This window comes from Streptomyces sp. XM4193, from assembly GCF_023072595.1.
Taxonomy (GTDB): Bacteria; Actinomycetota; Actinomycetes; order Streptomycetales; family Streptomycetaceae; genus Streptomyces.
This window is the reverse complement of sequence record NZ_JALLGK010000001.1, coordinates 1,014,119-1,034,806: the sequence shown is the minus strand read 5'-3', so window position 1 is coordinate 1,034,806 and position 20,688 is coordinate 1,014,119. Positions and strand designations below refer to the sequence as shown.

5 protein-coding genes are annotated in these 20,688 nt (G+C 74.5%); 1 reads left to right on the top strand and 4 read right to left on the bottom strand.

Going from position 1 to position 20,688, the window contains the following annotated elements; genetic code table 11:
* Nucleotides 1–112 precede the first annotated feature (112 nt).
* On the top strand, nt 113–3,028 hold the full coding sequence (locus MTQ01_RS04275; RefSeq protein ID WP_247486916.1) for an AAA family ATPase: 2,916 nt from the start codon (nt 113–115) through the stop codon (nt 3,026–3,028).
* 102 nt (nt 3,029–3,130) lie between these two features.
* On the opposite strand, the gene MTQ01_RS04270 is transcribed toward MTQ01_RS04275, so the two are convergent.
* The 4 genes from MTQ01_RS04270 to MTQ01_RS04255 form a co-directional block, all read right to left on the bottom strand.
* Nucleotides 3,131–4,588: an MFS transporter gene (locus MTQ01_RS04270; protein WP_247486915.1), complete on the bottom strand. Its 1,458-nt coding sequence runs from the start codon at nt 4,586–4,588 to the stop codon at nt 3,131–3,133.
* A gap of 119 nt (nt 4,589–4,707) precedes the next feature.
* Nucleotides 4,708–6,009 carry a cytochrome P450 gene (locus MTQ01_RS04265; protein WP_247486914.1) on the bottom strand — a complete coding sequence of 434 codons (1,302 nt, stop codon included), beginning with the start codon at nt 6,007–6,009 and terminating at the stop codon, nt 4,708–4,710.
* The gene (locus MTQ01_RS04260; RefSeq protein ID WP_247486913.1) at nt 6,006–13,571 is read right to left on the bottom strand and encodes a non-ribosomal peptide synthetase; all 7,566 of its coding nucleotides are present in this window, start codon (nt 13,569–13,571) and stop codon (nt 6,006–6,008) included. The genes MTQ01_RS04265 and MTQ01_RS04260 overlap by 4 nt, the downstream gene beginning before the upstream one ends.
* 112 nt (nt 13,572–13,683) lie before the next feature.
* Nucleotides 13,684–20,115 carry a non-ribosomal peptide synthetase gene (locus tag MTQ01_RS04255; RefSeq protein ID WP_247486912.1) on the bottom strand — a complete coding sequence of 2,144 codons (6,432 nt, stop codon included), beginning with the start codon at nt 20,113–20,115 and terminating at the stop codon, nt 13,684–13,686.
* Between the last annotated feature and the right edge of the window lie 573 nt (nt 20,116–20,688).

Below are 20,688 nucleotides of genomic sequence, written 5' to 3'. Positions count from 1 at the left end.
GGTCGGCACCGGACGCACGCGCTCCGGCTGTCCCGTGCGCCACACACCGACCTCGGGACGAGTGTCACGCATCCTGCCGTCCGGGCAGGATTTCTGCTTATCATCCTCAATCATGCGCTCCCATACGCGATCCCTGGTCGGGAGGGACCCTCAGCTGGAGCAGCTCGGCACCGCCCTCGCCGACACCCGACAGGGTCGCGGGGGCGTGGTCTTCGTCGTCGGCGAGGCCGGCGTGGGCAAGTCGCGGCTGGGCGCGGAGGCCGCCGGCGGCGCGCTGAACGACGGGATGCGGGTGCTGCGCGGACGCAGCAGCACCACCGGGCCCGCGGTGCCGTTCCGCCCGCTCACCGAGGCGCTGATGTCGCTCTTCCGCAGCGGCGACCCGCCGGACGGCGTGCTGCTCGGCCCCTACCGTCCGGCGCTGGGACAGCTGATCCCGGACTGGTACACCGGCGAGCGCGAGAGCAGTTCCATGGTGGTGCTCGGCGAGGCGGTGCTGCGGCTGCTGCTCGCCTCCGCCCCGGAGCAGGGGCTGTTGCTGCTGCTGGAGGATCTGCACGACGCCGACCCGGAGACCCTGGGGGTCCTGGAGTACCTCGTCGACAATCTTGAGCACACCCCGGTGCTGCTCCTGGCCACCGTGCGCACCGACTTCAGCGACGCCCTCGATCTCGCCCAGTCCGCGCGGCGCCGGGGCGCGGCGACGCTGCTGGAGCTGCCGCCGCTGACCCGCGCTCAGACCGGCGCCATGGCCGCGGCGCAGCTGGGTGTCGACTCCCCGGAGGAAGTTCCCGAAGCGGTGCTCCAGCGGCTGTGGGAGGACAGCGCCGGAAGCCCGTACCTGATCGAGGAGTTGCTCCAGTCGATCATCGGGACCGGCGCGCTGGTGCAGGGCCCGGACGGCTGGCGGGCGGTCGGCGACGCACGCGGCGACGTCTCCTCGACGCTGGCCCGCGGCATCCTGCGGCGCATCGACCGGCTCGGCGCGCAGGGCCTGACCCTGCTCTCGGCCGCCGCCGTGCTCGGGCGGCGCTTCCCGCTGACCGTCCTCCAGCGCATGACCGACATCGACGACCGTGCGCTGCTCACCCACCTGCACGCCGGGGTCGCCGCCCGGCTCGTCATACCCGACGAGCCCGCGCCCGACTGGTACTCCTTCCGGCACTCCCTGAGCGTCGAGGCACTGTTCACGCAGATGACGACGGGTCAGCGGGCGGAGCTGGCCCGGCGGGGAGCCGAGGCCGTGGAGGAGCTGCGCCCCGGGCTGGAGGGCGACTGGTGCGTCTTCGCGGCCGGTCTGCGGGACGAGGCCGGCGACCGGGAGCGGGCCGGGGACCTCTTCGCGCAGGCCGGGGCGCGGGCGCTGGCGACGGGTGCGCTCAGCTCCGCCGTCGCGCTGCTGACCCGGGCCGAGGGGCTGCTCGCCGGCGGCGGCCGGCCGCAGGCCCGCGCGGAGGTGCTGGAGAACCTGCTGCCCGCACTGGCCGAGGCCGGGGACTTCACCCGCGCCTTCGACCTCGTCGACGATCTGCGCACCCTGGACGGCTCCGGGCTCAGCCCGGCCAGGCTGGCCACCGTGCACACCCGGTTGGCCAAGGTGGCCCATCTGGCGGGGCGTTGGAGCGACGGCAACCGGCAGATCGAACGGGCCAGGGCCGAGCTGGCCCTCGCCCCGGACGAGGCCGAGGCCGCCGCCGTCGACGTGACCGCCGCGTACCTGGCGCTGGACACCCCGGGCCCGGGCCGCACCCAGCAGGCGGAGGCGCTCGCGCTGTCGGCCGCCGCCGCGGCCGAACACCACAAACTGCCCGTGGTCGCCTGCCAGGCCTGGCAGTTGCTGGCCACCGTCGTCCGCGAACGCGACCCGGACCGTGCCAGGGAGATGCTGGAGCAGGCCGGCGACACCGCCGAGCGGCACCGGCTGCCGCTCCAGCGGATGTACGTGATGACCCGGCTGGGCGGCAACTCCTGGCTGGCGGACGGGGATTCGGCCGGGCTCCGCGAGGCCCGTGAGGAGGCGCTGCGGCTCGGCTCGGTCAACGTGGTGCACACCGTGGACGGCATCCTGGTCCTGGACGCCGTGCTGCGCGGCGAGTACGCGGCGGCCGGCGAGGCGGCGGCCAAGTGCCTGGCCGTGGTCCGCCGGCTGCGGTTCGCGCCCACCGTGCGCTACGTGTTGACCGCACAGGCCGTGCTCGCCGCCCACCGGGGCGACCGCGCGGAGATGGAGGCCCGGCTGGCGGACCTCGCCGAGTGGGACGGCGCCGGGTCCCAGGAGGAGCCGCTGGGGTACGGGCTGGCCCGGGCGTTCTGCGCACTGCTGGAGGAGAACCGCGAACGGGCGGCCGAGGAGCTGCGCACCGTGCGCGCCCTGGAGGCGGACAACCCCTCCACCTTCCACCTCAGCGGCACCCACGGTCTGGGGCTGCTGCTGGACGTGCTGTCCGGCGCCGCGGGCCGCGAGCGGTACCGCGAGGTGACCGCCACCGCCACCTCCCGGCTGCGCTGGAACCGGCAGTTCGTCACCCTCGCCGACGCCGTCCTGCTCGGCGCCGAGGGCGAGGGGGAACGGGCCGCCGCACGGGTGGCCGAGACCCAGTCCGAGCCGTACCCGATGGCACGGCACCTGGGGCTGCGGCTGGTCGCGGACGCGGCGCGGCGGGACGGCTGGGGCGATCCGGTCGGCTGGCTGCGCCAGGCCGAACACCACTTCCACGAGCTGAACGTGCCGCCGGTCTCCAACGCCTGCCGGGCCGGGCTGCGCCAGTTGGGCGTCTCGCTGCACCAGCACCGCAGCGGGACCAGCGGCATCCCGGAGGAGCTGCGCGCCCAGGGCGTGACGGTACGGGAGTACGAGGTCTTCCGGCTGCTGGCGGAGCGGCTCAGCAACAAGGACCTCGCCGACCGGCTGTTCATCTCCCCGCGCACGGCGGAGAAGCACATCGCCAGTCTGATGGCCAAGGTCGGCGCCACCAACAGGGCCAATCTGTGCGCGCGTTCGGCCGCCTTCCGGCCCTCGGGCAGCTGACGCCCCGACCTCGGACACCCGACGCTCGTACCCGCCCCGCACGCGTCGCGCACGCGCAGGCCGGCGAACCGGAGCGCTCGGCCCCGGTCCGCCGGCCCGGTCTCAGCGCATCTCCCGCACCGAACGGGAGCAGAGCACCGCCAGCCCGGTCATCAGCAGCATCACTCCGACGAAGGAGAACAGGAGCGTCGGGGAGCTGCCGGCCAGCGCACCGCAGACGATCAGGGAGACCGGTGCGACGGCGTAACCGAGCACCATGTCCACCGAGATGACCCGACTGAGCACGTTCTGCGGGATGTTGCGCTGGATCCAGCTGATCCCGTAGACGCCCTGGAAGCCGATGCCGAAGCCCATGGTCAGGACCACCGCCAGTACCGCCACGGTGGATTCGACCAGCCCCAGCACGGTCATTCCCATCGCCAGCCAGCCGGCCAGTGCCGCGACCAGCAGGCCCACCCGGAGCCGGCCGCCGACCGCGCCGCCGGCCAGCGCACCGAGCAGAGCGCCGCCCGCGAGCGCGCCGTTGAGCAGTCCGAGGGTGGCGGACCCGCCGCTGAGCACCTCGTTGGCGAGAGTGGCGAAGCCGACCACGAACGGCCCGGAGTAACAGAAGTTGATCGCGGTGTCGAGGGCGACGATCGTCCGCAGCCGAGGGTCGCGCCAGGTGTACACCACGCCCTCGCGGATGCGCGCACCGAGCGAGAGCTGGGCGGCCGGCCCGGGGTCGGGCGGCCCCTCCCCGCCGGCCTTCCCGCCATCGACCTTCCCGCCATCGGTCTTCTCGACGACGAGCGTCTTCTCGCCGCCGCCCTCCCCGACGCCTGAAGCGCGGTCGCCGGAAACGCTGTCGGGGAAACCCGAGTCCGATCCCGAGTCCGATCCCGATCCCGCGGCGGAGGCCGACGAGGTGTCGGCGGAGTCGTCCTGCGCGGTCCGCTGCCGGGGACGGATGGCGAGCACGCACCAGCCGCAGACGGCGAAGCAGACCGCGTCGACCAGGAACGCGGCGGGCGCCCCGGTGAAGGCGATGACGGTGCCGCCGATGCCCGGGCCGATCACCGCCGCGGTCCTGGCGCCCGCGCTGAGCAGGGCGTTGGCGGGCGGCAGGGTCTTCTCGTCGACCACCGACGGCAGGATCGCGACCCGTGCGGGATGGAAGAAGGCGTCCACGGTGCCGAAGGCCGCGGCGGCGGCGCAGAGCATCCAGACCGTCAGACCGTCGGCGAGCCCGATCAGTCCGACGGCGGCCATCAGCGCCGCGCGGGCGAAGCTGGAGACGGCCATCAGCGTACGGGTGGACCAGGTGTCCCCGAGCGTGCCGCCGACCAGGGTGAACAGCGCCCGGGGAACGGCCTGGAAGGCAAGCACGTATCCGAGGGCGAGGGTGGAGCCGGTCAGGGTCAGGGTGATCCAGGAGAAGGCGATGACGCTGAATCCGTCACCGAGCAGGGACAGCGACTGGCCCGCCCACAGCAGACGGAAGTTCCGGTTGCGGGCGGGTGACCACAGCCGCGGCCGACTGTCGGCCTCTGGGTCGGGGGCGGCGAGGGTACTGCTCATGTGCGGGCCTCTTCTTCGAAGACGAATGCCGGAAGGACGACGCCGGACGGGCGGCGGGAGCCGGAGGGAGGGCCGCCCCGGCCCGGACGGCGGCCGGGGCGGGCGGGGGCGCCGCCGGGTCAGTAGCGGACGGGCAGCGCCGTGAGGCTGCGGTTGAGCAGCGAGGGCTGCCACTCCACAGCGTGTGGATCGCTCACCACCAGCTCGGAGTCGCCGGTGACCAGGCTGCGCACCGCGGCCACCGCCACCAGCCGGGCCAGTGCGGCGCCGATGCAGAAGTGCGCGCCGAAGCCGAAGCCCAGATGGGTCGCACCGGTGCGCCGGACGTCGAACCGGTCCGGATCGGGGAAGCGTTCCGGGTCCCGGTTCGCGGCGGCGGTCACCAGGAAGATCCGGTCGCCCGCACGCACGGTCCGCCCGTCGAGTTCGAAGTCCCGGGCGGCGTTGCGGACCGAGAGCTTCGACGGGCCGTCCAGCCGCAGCGTCTCCTCCACCGCGCCCTGGGCCAGCTCCGGATCCGCGCGGACGGCGGCCAGTTGGTCGGGCCGACGGGCCAGCGCCAGCACGGTGTTGGCGATGAGGTTGCTGGTGGTCTCCCCTCCCGCGAACGCCATCTGGGTGAGCATCCCGACGAACTCCTGCTCGGTGACGGAGTCGCCCACCCGGCCCTCGCCGAGCACCTTGCTGATCAGGTCCTCGCCCGGTTCGGCACGGCGTTTGACGACCAGGTCCCCGAGGTAGTCCTCCAGGCTCACCAACGCCTGGAGCGAGGCGCGGTACTCGCTCTCCTCCTGGGCGGTGCCGAGCACCAGATCGGCCACCCGGGCGTTCCAGTACCAGAAGGCCGCCGTGTCGGTGCGGGGAATGCCCAGCCAGCGGGCGAACACCAGCGCCGGCAGGGGCTTGGCCACGTCGGCCATCAGGTCGCCCTCACGGCCGGGGGCCGCCTTGCGGGCGAGGATCGCGGCCGTGGCCTTCTCGGTGAAGGTCCGGTAGCGGTTGATCGTGCGGGCGGCGAAGGCCTCCTGGAAGACCTGTCGCAGTCTGCGGTGCTGCGGCGGATCGTTGAAGACCATCCACCGGGAGAGGATGCCGAAAGCGCGCTCCGCGTCGTCGCGGGCGCCCTGCGGCACCGCGTCCATCAGCGGCCGGACGCGGTCGGCGGAGACGGCGCGCTCCCGCAGGCAGCGCATGACCTGGTCGTACCCGGTCACCATCCAGGAGTTGTGCACCGGGCTCCAGAACACCGGGGCGTGGTCGCGCAGTCGGTCGAGGTAGCCGTACGGGTCGGCGACCATGTCCGGCGAGAGCAGATAGCGCTCGCTGAAGGCGGACGCCGTGCTTCCGGCGGTCGCGGCGCTTGCGGCGCTGCCTGCGGACGCCGTGCCGGGTGCGGACGCCGGGGGTGCGGGGGTGCTCATCGGTCCTGCTCCGTTCCGGACGCGGCGGTCCCGGCAGTGGTGGTCGCGGTGCCGGCGGTCGCGGCGGTGGCGGCAGTGGCGGTCGCGGCAGTGCTGGTCGCGGCCCCGGCGGCGTCTGCCGCGGTGAGGCGGTCGAGTACGGCGGCGACCCCGGCCACCCGGGGCTCGGCCATCATCGACATGTGGTCGCCCTCGGTCAGATGCAGGCCGAGCGCTCCGTCGGCGACCTCTCGCCAGCGCTCCACGTACGTCTCGTAGTCCACGTCCAGTCCGGGCATGTGCCGGCCGCGTGGTGCGCCGGCCGCCTCGCTGCCGACCACCAGCTCGATCCGCCCCGGGTAGGGGCGCAGTTCGTAGGCGGCCAGCGCGGCCAGCAGCGAGTACCAGACCTCGATGGGCGCGTCCTCCACCAGCGCGGCCTCGGCGGTGCTCATGCCCGCGCCCAGCAGCGAGGCGGTGAGTTCGTCGGTGGCCCGGTCGCGCTGTGCGGAGTCCGTCATCTCCCGCAGCCGGTCGCGCAGTTGACGGGCCCGCCGCAGCTCCTGGGTGACTCCGAGGAGCCGGGCGCGGGCGGCGGGGTTGGGCAGATAGGGCTCGATCAGCACCAGCGGCGCGACCTCGTGTCCGGCCTCCCGCAGCTGGGTGGCCATCTCCAGCGCGATGTTGGCGCCCATCGACCAGCCGAGCAGGGCGATCGGCTCCCGGGTTCCCTCCCGGGCCGCCCGGTCGGTGATCTCCGCGACGTAGTTGGCCGCGATGCCGGGCACGGTGCCGGGGTCGACGCCGCCGAGCAGGCCGCGGGCCTGGAAGGCGTGCACCGGCTGTCCGTCGGGCAGCGCGCGGGCGAGCGGGACGAACCAGGTGGCGCTGCCCCCGGTCGGGTGCACGCACCACAGCGGTTCGCCGGTGCCGGCGCGCAGCCGCACCTCGGAGGTGACGGCCGCGGGCACCCCGCTGCCGGCCCTGCTGTCGATGTGCGCGGCGAGGGCGGCGATCGTCGGATGCTCGATCAGGTCCCCGACCGAGACCGCGAGGCCGCGGGCGGTGGCCATCAGGGAGACCCGGACGGTGGAGAGCGAGCTGCCGCCGATCCTGAAGAAGTCGTCCTCGGCGCCGATCCGGGTCAACCCCAGTACCTCGCGCCAGATTTCGGCCAGGATCTTCTCGGTGTCGGTGGCCGGGGCCACGTGGGCGGTCCCGCTGTCGCCGCCGTCGGCCGAGGGCAGCGGCAGCGCCTTCCTGTCGATCTTTCCGCTGCTGTTGACCGGCATCGCGTCCAGGACGACGAAGCGGGCGGGCAGCATGTACGCGGGCAGGAAGGCCCGCAGTTCGCGGCGCAGCTCCTCCGGTTCCGGACGCTCCCGGCCCTCCGGCACCAGGTAGGCGACGAGGGCGGGTTCGCCCGGCAGATCGGTGCGGTGCAGGACCACGGCCTGCTGGACGGCGGGCAGTTGGCGCAGGGCGTGCTCGACCTCCCCGAGCTCGATGCGGAAGCCGCGCAGCTTGACCTGGCTGTCGCGGCGGCCCAGCCACTCCACCGAGCCGTCCGGACGGTGGGTGCCCAGGTCACCGGTGCGGCACAGCCGGGAGCCGGGCGGGCCGTAGGGGTCGGGCACATAGGTGGCCGCGGTCAGCGCGGGCCGGCCCAGGTAGCCGCGTCCCACGCAGTCCCCGCCGAGGTGGATCTCGCCGGGCACACCGACCGGAACCGGCTGGAACGCCTCGTCCAGCACATGCATCCGGGTGTTGCGTATGGGGGTGCCGACCGGCGGCTTGCCGCCGCCGGGTGCGAGGTCGGCCGCCACCGACCAGACCGTGGTCTCGGTCAGTCCGTAGACGTTCTGGAAGCGGCGTCCGGCCGACCAGCGGTCCGCGAGCTCGGCCGGGCACGCCTCGCCGGCGACCTGGAGCACCCGCAGTTCGGGGAAGTCGTCCTCGCCCAGGACCTCCAGCGCGCTGGGCGGGAGCATGGCGGCGGTGATCCGCCGCTCCCGCAGCACCCTGGCCAGATCGGGGCCGGGACGCAGGTCCTCCGGGGTCGCGGTGACCAGCCGCCCGCCGTTCGCCAGCGACCAGGTCAGCTCCAGTACGGAGGCGTCGAAGCCGAAGGAGGCGAACTGCAGGACCCTCTCGTGCACGGTGGGCCGCACCAGATCGCGCTGGCCCTCCAGCATGTTGGACAGCCCGCGGTGCTGGACCGCCACGCCCTTGGGGGTGCCGGTGGAGCCGGAGGTGTAGATGACGTACGCGAGGGAGTCCGGGCCGGGCCCGTCGGCTTCCGGCGCCAAGCCGGAGAGCGCCGAACTTGAGAGCGCCGCGCCGGAGAGCGCCGACGCCCCGGTGTACGGGCCGTGTTCCTCGTCGCGGTCCCCGGGCTGCGGCTCGTCCAGCCGGATCACCGGCCCGTCGAAGGGGACCAGCTCCCGGAGCTCCGTCTGTGTGAGCAGCACCCGCATTCCGCTGTCGCCGGCGATGAAGGCCATCCGGTCGGCCGGGAGCCTGGGGTCCAGCGGCAGGAACGCCCCACCCGAACGCAGTACGCCCACCGCGGCGCGCACCAGGTCGAAGCCGCGCTCCACGCAGATGCCCACCAGGGTCTCCGGCCCGACGCCGAGGCGGCGCAGCCGGTGCGCCAACTGCGCGGTCTGCTCGTCGAGTTCGCCGTACGTCAGCCGCGCGTCGCGGTGCTCGACGGCGACCGCGTGCGGAGTGCCGGCGGCGTGCCGGGCGAAGTGCTGGTGGAAGAGCAGCGGCGAGGACGGTGTCCGCGGGCCGCGGCCCCAGACCTCCAGCGCGGTGGTCCGGGCGTGGCCGGTGAGCGCGGGCGGGGAGGCCGGCGCGTCGGGTTCGTCGACCAGCGCCTCCAGTTGGGCGCAGTAGACGTCCGCGAGCTGTTCGGCGGTCGCCGGCGCCACGCAGCGCGGGTCCACGTCCAGGGTGAACTCGTTGACGCCGGCGTTGACGAGCAGCGGGAACATGGTGCGGGCTATCTCCAGCGACTCGTCCCAGGTGTCGTGGGTGAGGCGGTGGAAGTTGACGTAGTTGAAGACCGCGTCGGTCAGACCGGCGCCGCCGGTCCGCTGCTCGGAGATCGTGACCAGCGGGACCCTGCGGTGCGGCAGCATCTCCTGCTCGGCGGCGAAGACCTCGCGCAGGTACTCGAGTCGGCTGCCGCGCGGTCGGGCGACCCCGAACGGGACGGTGTTCAGGAAGAGTCCGCGCATCCGGTCGGCACCGGGGACCTCCGGGCGGCCGTTGGTGACCAGGCCGATGCTGTGGCCCACGGCGCCGTCGTCCTGCCCGGCGCGTTCGGCGAACAGGCTCATGGTGTGGTGGAAGGCCGCGAGCAGGACGGTCCGCCGGGGCACCCCGGCGCTCCTGGCCAGCCGTCCGATGCCCTCGGCCAGCCGCGCGTAGGAGCGCCGCGCCTCGTACACCGGCACCTGCTCGCCCTCGCGCAGCCAACCGGAGCTGTCCGCACGCCGGTTGAGGGTCACCGGCCGCAGCTCGGCCAGGCGTCCGCGCCAGTAGTCCAGGGACTCCCGGTTCTGCGAGGCGGCGCGCTCCAGCGCCACGTACTCCGCGAAGGCCGGGGCGCTGGGCGCCCGGGGCGCCGTGCGGTGGGCGACAGCCTCCCGGTGCAGCGCGAGCAGGTCCGCGATCAGCGAGGTCAGGCTCCAGCCGTCCAGGACCACATGGCAGTCGGTGAGCACCAGTCGCAGCTCGTGGTCGGTGAGGTGGTGCAGATGGATGCGGACCAGCGGGGCCGCCGTCAGCTCGAAGTGCTCGGTGAACTCCTGCTCCACGAACCGCTTCAGGCTCTCGCGCTGTTCCGGTCTCGGCAGCCCGCGCAGATCGGTGTAGCCGACGGGCAACTGGGCGCTGCGGTGCACCAGTTGGAGCGGCTCGCGGTATCCGACCAGGTCGACCGAGGTGCGCAGGATGGGGTGGCCGGCGACGACCGCGTCGACCGCGGCCTGGAAGGCGTCGAGGTCGAAGCCCTCGGGCACGGTGATCTTGAGATCGGTCACGTTGTGGTACGCGCTGCGCTCGGGGTCGGCGAGCATCTCGTGCAGCATGCCGGTCTGCAGCATGGTCAGCGGGTACGCGTCGCTGAGCCCGTCCGGGAGCCGGTCGGCGTCGGCCGGGTCGAGCTGGGAGAACGGGGCGACCGGCGGCGGGGCGTCGACGGCTTCGGTGGACGAGGCCGCCAGGTCCGCGAGGGTGCGGGCGCGGAAGACGTCGGCGACCGAGAAGCCGATCCCCTCCTGCCGGCCCAGCCCCACCAGGCGCAGCGCCAGGATGGAGTCGCCGCCCAGATCGAAGAAGTTGTCGGTGCGGCTGATGTGTTCGGCACCGAGCACCTGGGACCAGACGCCGGCCAGCGCCTGCTCCACCGGCCCCTCGGGCGGCACATGGGCGCCCGCTCCCGTGGTGGCGGTGGGGGCGACCGCGGTCAGCGCCGCCCGGTCCACCTTGCCGTTGACCGTCAGCGGCAGCCGCTCGTGGCGGACGAAGAGCGCCGGGACCATGTAGTCCGGCAGCGTCAGCCGCAGCCCCTCCCGCAGCGCGGGGGCGTCCAGCGGACGGGCCTCGGGGGTGACGACGTGGGCGACCAGCCGCGCCGTACCGCCCTCGCGGCGGGCGACCACCGCGACGTCGGCGACCCGGGGCAGGGCGCGCAGCGCCGTCTCGACCTCGCCCGGTTCGATGCGGTAGCCGCGGATCTTCACCTGGTTGTCCGCACGGCCCACGTAGCCCAACTGCCCGTCGGGCAGCACCCGTACGAGGTCCCCGGTGCGGTACATCCGGCTGCCGGGCGGGCCGAAGGGGTTCTCCGGGAAGCGCTCGGCGGTCAGCTCGGGGCGGTTGCGGTAGCCGCGGGCCACACCGCCGCCGGCGACGTACAGCTCGCCGGTGCAGCCGGGCGGCACCAGCCGGCCCCAGGGGTCGAGCACATAGCCGTGGGCTCCCGACAGCGGGCGGCCGATCGGGGAGCGCACGGCGGCGGCGCTGACGTCCTCCTCGGTGACGGTGCGCAGGGTGACGTGGACCGTGGTCTCGGTGATGCCGTACATGTTGACCAGCTCGGGCTTGGCGCCGGGCGCGGTGAACCAGTCGCGGTAGTCCCGCACGTCGAACGCGTCACCGCCGAAGACCACGGTGCGCAGGGCGAGTTCGGCGAAGGACGCGCCGGCCTGGTCCAGCTGTCCGCGCAGCCCCTTGAAGGCGGCGGGGGTCTGGTTGAGCACGGTGACCCGCTCCTCGCGCAGCACCCGCAGCACGGTGGCCGGATCGCGCACCTCCTCGGCGTCCAGCACCACCACCCGGCCGCCGGTGGCCAGCGGCGCCCACAGCTCCCAGACGGAGAAGTCGAAGGCGGGAGAGTGCGTCAGCGTCCAGGTGTCGGCGGGCCCGAAGCCGAAGTGCCGGTCGGCGGCGCCCAGCAGCCAGGCGAGGTTGCCGTGGGTGACCTCCACGCCCTTGGGCCTGCCGGTGGAGCCGGAGGTGTAGATGACGTAGGCGAGGTCCGCCGGGGCGGGCCTGACGTCCTCGGCGACGGAGCCGGTGCCGGAGTCGGAGTCGGAGTCGGCGGCGCCCTCGGTGACATCCTCGGTGACGAAGTCCGTCGGGGGCTGCTCGGCAGCGGCCGGTCCGGACTGCGGGGCGTCCGCCTCGATCAGCCGGACGGGCAGTCCGGCGACGGCCTCCCGGGTCGCGGCGTCGGTGACGATCAGCTCGATGCCGGAGTCTTCGACGGTGAACTCCCGCCGGGCGCGCGGGTGGGAGGGGTCGAGCGGCAGATAGGCGGCGCCTGCCCGCCACACCGCCAGCAGCGCCACCGCCAGGCGCGGGGTGCGGTCGAGGCAGACCCCGACCAGCGAGCCGGGGGCCACCCCCGCCTCACGCAGCCGGGCCGCCAGAAGCGAGGCGGCGGCGTCGAGTTCGCCGTAGCTCAGCGAGCGGCCGGAACCGCTGACGGCGGTCGCCTCCGGGGCCCGTACCGCGTGCTCGGCCACCCGTTCGGCCGCGGTGCGCGATGCGGGTCCGGCGGGCTGCTCGGCCCTGGCCGGACCGTCGGGGCCCAGCAGCAGGGCGCGTTCCTCCGCGGTCAGCGGGTCCACCGCGCTGAGCGGAGTCCCCGGCGCGGTGCGGAACGCCTCCAGCAGGGCGACGGTGTGCCGGGCGAGCGCCGCGACGGTGGCCGGCTCGAAGAGCCCGGTGCGGTGGACGAAGACCAGTTCGGTGCGGCCGTGGCCGTCGCGCAGATCGAGGGTGAGGTCGAACTTGGCGGTGGTGAGGTCGATCGGGTGGGTCGTCCCTCGCGCCTCGCCGAGGACGAACTCCCCCGCGGCGGCGTCGGTGTGCGTGTACAGCACCTGGGTCAGCGGGTTGCGGCTCAGCTCGCGCTCCGGGCTGAGGGCGTCGACGACCTTCTCGAACGGCAGCGACTGGTGCGAGAACGCCTCCAGCACCCGTTCGCGGGTGCGCCCGAGCAGCGTGTCGGGGGTGGGGTCGTCGGAGAAGTCGCCGCGCATCACCAGGGTGTTGACGAAGAAGCCGACCAGCTGCTCGGTCTCGGCGCGCTCCCGGTTGGCCACCACGGTGCCCACCGCGATGTCGCGCTGGCCGGTGTGGAAGGCCAGCGCGGCCTGGAAGGCGGCGAGGACCGTCATGTACGGGGTGGTGCCCCGCGTCCGGCCCAACTCGGCCAGGTGATCGGTCAGTTCGGCCGGGAGCGTGACGCTGTGGGCGGTGCCGCGGCCGTCCGGCTTCTCGGAGCGGGGGTGGTCGGTGGGCAGCGCCAGCGGGGTCAGCCCGGCCAGCCGCTCCTTCCAGTGGGCCAGCGCGGCCGAGGTGTCGTGCTCGCGCTGCCAGATCGCGTAGTCCGTGTACTCCACCGGGAGTTCGGGCAGCCGGGCCGGGCGCCCGGCCCGGCCGGCGGCGTACAGCTCGGTGAGATCGCGCACCAGCAGCCCCAGCGACCAGCCGTCCGAGACGATGTGGTGCATCCCCAGCGCCAGCACATGATCGTCCTCGGCGAGCCGGACGAGGGTGGCGCGGAAGGAGGATTCACGGGCGAGGTCGAAGGGCCGGACGGCCGCGGCCTGCACGGCGGCCGTCAACCGGCGCTCGCGGTCCGCCGCCCCGACGTCGCTCAGGTCCACCACGTCCAGTTCCGTGCTGCCGGCCTCCTCGACGGGGAGCACCCGCTGGAACGGCACCCCCTCGTGCTCCGGGAAGACCGTCCGCAGCTGCTCGTGCCGGGTGACCAGCTCCACCAGGGCGGTGCGCAGGGCGGGCACGTCCAGCGCACCGCGCAGCCGCCAGGCCGCGGGCAGCAGATAGGTGGCCGCGCCCGGGTCCATCCGGTCCAGGAAGTACAGGCGCTGCTGCGCCGCCGACAGCGGGGTCCGCTGCGGGCGCGGCCGGTTGCGCACCGGCCCGTCCGGCCGGGCGACCGACCGGCCGCGCAGCCGCTGCTCCAGGAGGCGCCGCGCCGCGGGGGTCAGGCCCTTGCCCGGCTCGGGGGACGCGGGGCGCACGTCGGGGGTGGTCATGGTGGTACTCCGTTCCTGCGGTTGGACGAGGGGGCCGCCGTGCACGCGGCCGGTTGGCCCGGGCCCGCCGTGCACGCGGCCGGTGGCCCTAAGCCCGAGTCGGTGGCCGGGGTCAGAAGTCGACGGTCAGGGAGAGGTCGATCTCGTCGTCGCTCATCTGCGAGATCAGCTCCAGCAGCCCGCGCTCCACCTCGGCGGCCAGCAGCGCCACGGTGGGGTGTTCGAAGACGTCGCGGACCTGGATCGGGCAGTCGAAGGCGGTGCGCAGCCGGGAGGCCACCGAGACGGCGCGCAGCGAGTGCCCGCCGACGGCGAAGAAGTCCTCGTGGACGCCGACCCTCGGCAGGTCGAGCACCTCGCACCAGATCTGTGCGACCACGATCTCGGCCGGTGTCCTGGGCGCCACGAACTCCGTGCGGGTGACGGCGGGTTCGGGCAGAGCGGCGGTGTCGAGCTTGCCCTGGACGGTCATCGGCAGCGCGTCCAGCAGCACGAAGGCCGCGGGCACCAGATAGTGCGGCAGCTCGGCCCGGCAGCGCGCCGCCAGTTCGTCCTCGGTCAGCCCGTCGCCGGCGACGTACGCGACGAGGGCGGGCTCGCCGCGCAGCGGGCGCACCACCACCGCGGCGGACCGCACCCCGGGCTGGGAGCGCAGCGCGGCCTCGGCCTCGCCGGGCTCGACCCGGAAGCCGCGGATCTTGACCTGGTCGTCGTTGCGCCCGAGGAACTCCAACTCACCGGCGGCGGCGCGGCGCACGATGTCGCCGGTGCGGTAGAGCCGCCCGCCGGGCCTGTCCCCGAAGGCGTCGGGGACGAAGCGCTCGGCGGTCTGCTCCGGCCGTCCGAGGTAGCCGCGGGCCAACTCCGCACCGCCCACCAGGAGTTCGCCGGGCACCCCGTCCGGGGTCAGCGCACCGCGCGCGTCCACCACGTAGGTGTGGCGACCGCCGAGCGCACGGCCGATCGGCACCCGGCCGCTCACCGGGCCCTCGATGCGGTGCGCGGTGGCGGAGACGACCGACTCGGTCGGGCCGTAGGTGTTCAGCACCGGTACGCCGGGGAGCAGTTCGAACCAGCGCCGCAGCGGTGCGGCCGGCAGCGCCTCGCCGCCGGTCACCAGCAGCCGCAGCGAGGCGAGCCGGGGAGCCAGCACGTCGAGCCGTGCGACCAGCTCCGACCAGTAGGACGGGGTCAGTTCGAGCACCGTGACGCCCTCGGCCTCGACCCGCTCCACCAGCTCCTCCGGGGACCAGATCTCGTCCGGGCGCACCACCACGCAGGCGCCGCAGGCGAGCGCGGGAAGGATCTGCTCCAGCGAGGCGTCGAAGGAGGTGGAGGCGAAGGTCAGCACCCGGTCCGCGGCCGTCAGCCCGAACTCGGCCCGCATGGTGGCGGTGTGGGCGTTCAGCGCGTGGTGCTCCACGCCCACCGCCTTGGGCCGGCCGGTGGAGCCGGAGGTGAAGATCACGTACGCCAGGTCCTCCGGCGCCGGAGTGTGGCGGGGGCCGGACGCGTCCGCGCCGACCGCCTCGACGGCGACCGTCGGCACGTCCAGCCCGGCCACGCCGGCCGAGGTCCCCGCGTCCACCAGCACCCGTGCGACGCCAGCCTCGCGCAGCATGTACCGCAGCCGCTCGGCGGGGAGCCGGCCGTCCAGCGGCACATAGACCCCGCCGGCCCGCCAGACGGCGAGCATCGCGGCGACGGACCGGACCCCGCGGCCCAGGCAGACGCCGACGGCCTCGCCGGGGACCGTGCCGGCCGCGGCGAGCGCGGCGGCGAGACCGCCCGAGAGGGCGTCCAGTCCGGAGTGGTCGAGCGTCTCGCCCTCGCAGCGGACCGCCGGTGCGCCCGGTTCGCCGGACGGGACGAAGGGGGGCGCGGGGGCGAGGTCCCGCCCGGCCGCGGCCACCAGTTGACGGCGTTCGGCGGCCGTCAGCAGCGGTATCCCGTCCACCCGTGCCTCCGGGTCGGCGAGCGCGCCCTCCAGCACCCGGCCGACGTGCCGGGCGAAGAGTGCGGCCGTGTCGGGGTCGAAGAGGTCGGCGGCGTACTCCACGCCCAGCGCGAAGCGGCCCGAGCGGACCAGGAAGGTCGCCGTCAGATCGAACTTGGCGCTCTCCCAGGGGAGGGTGAAGGGCACGGCGTCGACACCGGGCAGGCCGGAGCCGCCCGTACTGGCGTCCTGGACGTCCACCATCACCTGGAACAGCGGGTTGCGGGACAGGTCGCGCTCCGGGCGCAGCCGCTCCACCACCCGCTCGAACGGCACCTCCTGGTGGTCGAAGGCGCCCAGCACCACCTCGCGCACCCGCTCCACCAGTGCGTCGAAGCCGGGCGCTCCGGAGAGATCGGTGCGCAGCACCACCGTGTTGACGAAGAAGCCGATCAGTGGCTCCAGTTCGACCCGGTCGCGGGCGGCCACGGGGGTGCCCACGACCACATCGGTCTGGCCGCTCCACCGGGCCAGCACCGCCTGCGCGGCGGCCACCAGCACCATGAAGCGCGTCACGCCGTGGACCCGGGCGTAGGCGTCCACCCGGTCGACGAGCGCGGTGGGCAGCTCCACCTCGACCGCCCCGCCGCGGCCGGAGAAGGCCGGCGGACGCGGTCGGTCGGTCGGCAGCTCCAGCACCGGGGCCGCCTTGAGGCGGTCCTCCCAGTAGGCGAGCTGCGGTTCCAGGGCGCCGCTGTCCGCGCGTCGGCGCTGCCAGACGGCGAAGTCGGCGTACTGGACGGGCAGTTCGGGCAGGTCGGCCGCCCGCCCGTCCAGCCGGGCCCGGTAGTGCGCCATCAGCTCGTCCAGCAGAACGCCCCTGGACCAGCCGTCGGTGACGGCGTGGTGCAGCGAGAGCACCACCACGTGGTCGTCGTCGGCCAGCTCCCACACCCCCGAGCGCAGCAGCGGCGGCCGGGACAGGTCGAACGGGCCGGTGGCGTGCGCGAAGGCCGTCTCCCGCACCGTCTCCAACCGGTCGCCGCCCGGCGGTTCCTCCGCCGCCGCCTCCCAACGCAGCGGTACGGGCACCGGTCCGCCGATCCGCTGGACCGGCCGTCCGTCGGCCTCCGACAGCGCGGTGCGCAGCACCTCGTGACGGGCGACCAGATCGTCCAGCGCCTGCTGCCAGGCCTCCCGGTGCAGACCGCCGCGCACCCGCCAGCAGTACCAGAGCAGATAGTTGTCGCCGCGGTCGGAGGTGCGGTCCAGGAACCACAGCCGCTCCTGTGCGAAGGAGAGCGGCAGCGGACCGGTGCGATCCACCGGCACGATCCCGTCGCCCTCGCGGACCCGGGCGCCGGCCACTCTCGGGGCGAAGCCGCGCACCGTGGGGTTCTCGAAGACGACGCGCAACTCGATCTCCCTGCCCAGGCGTTGGGCGATGCGGGAGACGGCCATGGTGGCCAGCAGGGAGTGGCCGCCGAGGTCGAAGAAGCTGTCGTCGAGACCGACGCGTTCCACCCCGAGCACATCGCCCCACACCTCGGCGACGATCCGTTCGGTCTCGTCGCGCGGCGCGAGGTGGCCGGGATCATCGGCGGTGCGACCCCGTACGGGCTCGGGCAGCGCGGCGACGTCGAGCTTTCCGGAGACGCCGACCGGGAGTTCGCGGAGCAGCACGAAGTCGGACGGCACCGCGTACTGCGGCAGGAACCGCGCGCACCAGGCGCGGAGCGCGGCGGCGTCCGGACCCACGACGGGAGCGGCGGGGTCGGTTGCGGCGGTGGGGTCGGTTACGGCGGTGGGGTCGGCGGGGTCGGTTGCGGCGGTGGCCGCGGGGACGACCCAGCCGATCAGCGTCTGCCCCGTGGCACGGTCCGGGCGGACGACGGCGGCGGCCACCTCCGGGCAGGAGCGCAGCGTCAGCTCCACCTCGCCCGGCTCGACGCGGAAGCCGCGGATCTTCACCTGGTCGTCGTTGCGGCCCAGGAACTCCAGCTCCCCGTCCGCGCGCCAGCGCACCAGGTCACCGGTGCGGTAGAGCCGGCCGCCCGGCGCGCCGAAGGGGTCGGGGACGAACCGTTCGGCGGTCAGACCCGGACGGCCCAGATAACCGCGGGCCAACTCCGTTCCTCCGACGAGGAGTTCGCCGGGCACGCCGACCGGCACCGGAGCACCGTCGGCGTCCACCACGTACACCCGGCGGTCGCCGAGCACCCGGCCGATCGGCACCGTCGCCGGGGACGGTGCCCCGTCCGCCGCGATCTCGTGGGTGGTGGCGGTGGCGGTGGTCTCGGTCGGCCCGTAGGCGTTGCTGACCCGCGCCCAGGGCACCGCGGTCCGCCAGTCGGCCAGCGTGTCCGCCGGCACCGCCTCGCCGCCGAGGATCAGCAGCCGCAGGGAGGAGAGCGCGGCGGTCGACGGCCCGTCCAGGGCCAGGGTCAGCTCGGCCCAGTAGGTCGGCGGGAGGTTGACCACCGTCAGCGCGTGCTCCTCGACGACCTCCGGCACCCGAGTGGGCATCCAGGGCTCGTCGGGCCGCAGCACGACGGTGGCACCACAGCTCAGCGCGGGCAGCAGCTGGTCCAGCGAGGCGTCGAAGGAGAAGGAGGAGAAGGCGAGCACCCGGTCGTCCTCGGTGATCGCGAAACGCTCCCGGGCCGCGGCGACATGGGAGGCGAGCGCCCCGTGCTCGACGCCGACCGCCTTGGGCCGGCCGGTGGAGCCCGAGGTGAAGATGACGTGCGCCAGCTCCCGCGGATCGGGCACCGCACGCGGCCCGTCCGGGTCCGGTGCCACCGCGTCGAAGTCGACGAGCACCGGCGCCAGCCTCGCCGCCGTCGCACACGACGCCGAGTCGGTGACGACCGCGCCGAGTCCGGCCTCCGCCGCCATGAACGCCAGCCGCTCCGGCGGCAGTTCGGGGTCGAGCGGGACGTACGCGCCGCCCGCGCGCCAGATTCCGTCGATGGCGGCGACCGACCGCGGACCGCGGCGCAGCAGCACCCCCACCCGGTCCCCGGCACCGGTCCCGGCCGCGACCAGCGCGGCTGCCAGACCGCCGGAGATCGCGTCCAGCTCGGCGTACGAGATCCGTTCCCCGCCGCAGATCAGCGCGGTCGCCCCGGGACGCCCCGCGAACGCGGGCACGGGGGCCGGCGCGGCCGGCAGCTCCGGCGCACGGTGCCACTCCGGACGCGGGGCGGCGGGCGCGGCCGGACCGACCGGCAGCGCGCGCAGCAGCTCGTTCACCGGGGTGTCGGGGTCGGCCGTGACGGCCCGCAGCAGCTCGGTGTAGCCACGGCCGAAGTCCCGTACGGTCTCGGCGTCGAAGAGCGAAGTGGCGTACTGGAGCAGGGCGATGACGCTGCCGTCGGAGCGCAGCGTGAGGTCCAGGAAGAGGTCGAGCGGGGTCTCCGTCAGCGGCGGGTCGAGCACCTGCGCGCGCAGACCGGGCAGCTCCACCGGGCGGATCGGGTTGTTGAGCAGCGTGAAGGAGGCCTGCGCCAGCGGGTGCCGGGAGAGGTCGCGGCCACCGCCCAGCGCGCCCACGACCCGGTCGAACGGCGCCTGCGCGTGGGAGAGGTCCGCCAGGACGCGCCCGCGCACCCGCTCCAGCAGATCGCCGAACCCGGGACCGCCGGAGAGGTCGGTGCGCAGCACCACCGTGTTGACCAGCGGGCCGATCAGCCGCTGCGCACCGCGCCCGCCGCGGTCCGCGATCGTGCTGCACACGGCCACGTCCCGGCGTCCCGACCAGTGGCCGAGCAGCGCCTGGTAGGCGGCCAGCATGAGCATGTAACGCGTCGCGCGCCGGGTCCTGGCCAGGGCGTCCACGGCCTCGACCAGCTCGGCCGGCAGCACGAAGCGGACCACGTCCCCCGAACCGTCCCAACGAGCGGGCCTGGGACGGTCGGTGGGCAGATCCAGCGGTGCCAGCCCGGAGAGCTGGGTGCGCCAGTGGTCGAGCATCCGCTCCATGCGGGGCCCGGCGAGGCGACCTTCGCGCTCGCCGGCGAAGGCGCCGTACTGCGTCGCCACGGGAGCGACCTCCTCGCCCCGGTAGTCGGCGGCGAGTTCGTCGAGCAGCACCCCCCAGGACCAGCCGTCCACGGCGATGTGGTGGATCTCCACCAGCAGCAGATGCTCGGTCTCCCCGGCCGGCGCACCGGGCGCTCCCGCGTCGGACGGGTCCGGAGCGGACGGGTCCGTGACCCGGGCGAGGGTGGCGCGCACGGGGTGCTGGACGGCGAGGTCCAACGGCCGTCCCAGGCAGCGCGCGTAGAGCTCCTCCGGTCCGGCGACCGTGATCCGCTCCAGTAGACCCGTCACCGGCGGATCGACCACCGGGACCGGCTCGCCGTCCACCGACGCGAACCGGGTCCGCAACACCTCGTGCCGGGCGACGACCCCCTCCAGCGAACGCGCCAGACGCTCCGTGTCGAGATCTCCCTCGATCCGCAGCACCAGCGGCAGCATGCCGCCGGAGGAGTCACCACTCAGCTGGTCCAGGAACCACAGCCGACGCTGGGTGAACGATGCGTGGTGGGTACCGCCGCTCTCACTGTCCCGCGAAGCCCCTGCGTGGGCCGGCCCTGTTGTCACTTGCGCCTCCAAGCCGTGTTTCCAGCAGAGTGCCGCCACAGCCGGAGGGCCCATAGGGAAGAAGACGCAGTGCCACGAGCAGACTGCACTGCCGAACCGTCCCTGCCCCGGGCCGTACGGCGGGCGGCGGGCGCGCGCAACGGCAGGCGGCGGGTGGCGGGCGGGGGCAGGCGGCGGGCGCGTCGAGCGGCTCGACGCAGGGAAGCGGGGGCCACCCGTGACACCGGACGGGACGTCCGGGGCGGGCGCGGTGGGGACGCCGGGAACGCGGGGCGGGCCCGAGGAGGAGCACGGCGGGCGGCGGGCGGCGGGCGGCCGAGCGGGACCAACTCCGCGCTCTCACCCGGGAGTTCACCGGTGCGGGCCTCGGGCGCCGTGGACCGATGAGTGGAAGCCGAAGCAGCGCAACGGGCGGGCCGTCAGTGCCGCGCGGCGGGCAAGGAGCGCGAAGGGGCGTACCCGGGTTCCGCGCGTCGCGGCGCCCTTTCACCGCAGCAGGCCGCGGAGCCTCATGCTCGGCTGCGTCCCACTGTTCCGAAGGCCCGGACGGAGAGCCACGGCGTGGCTCGGCCC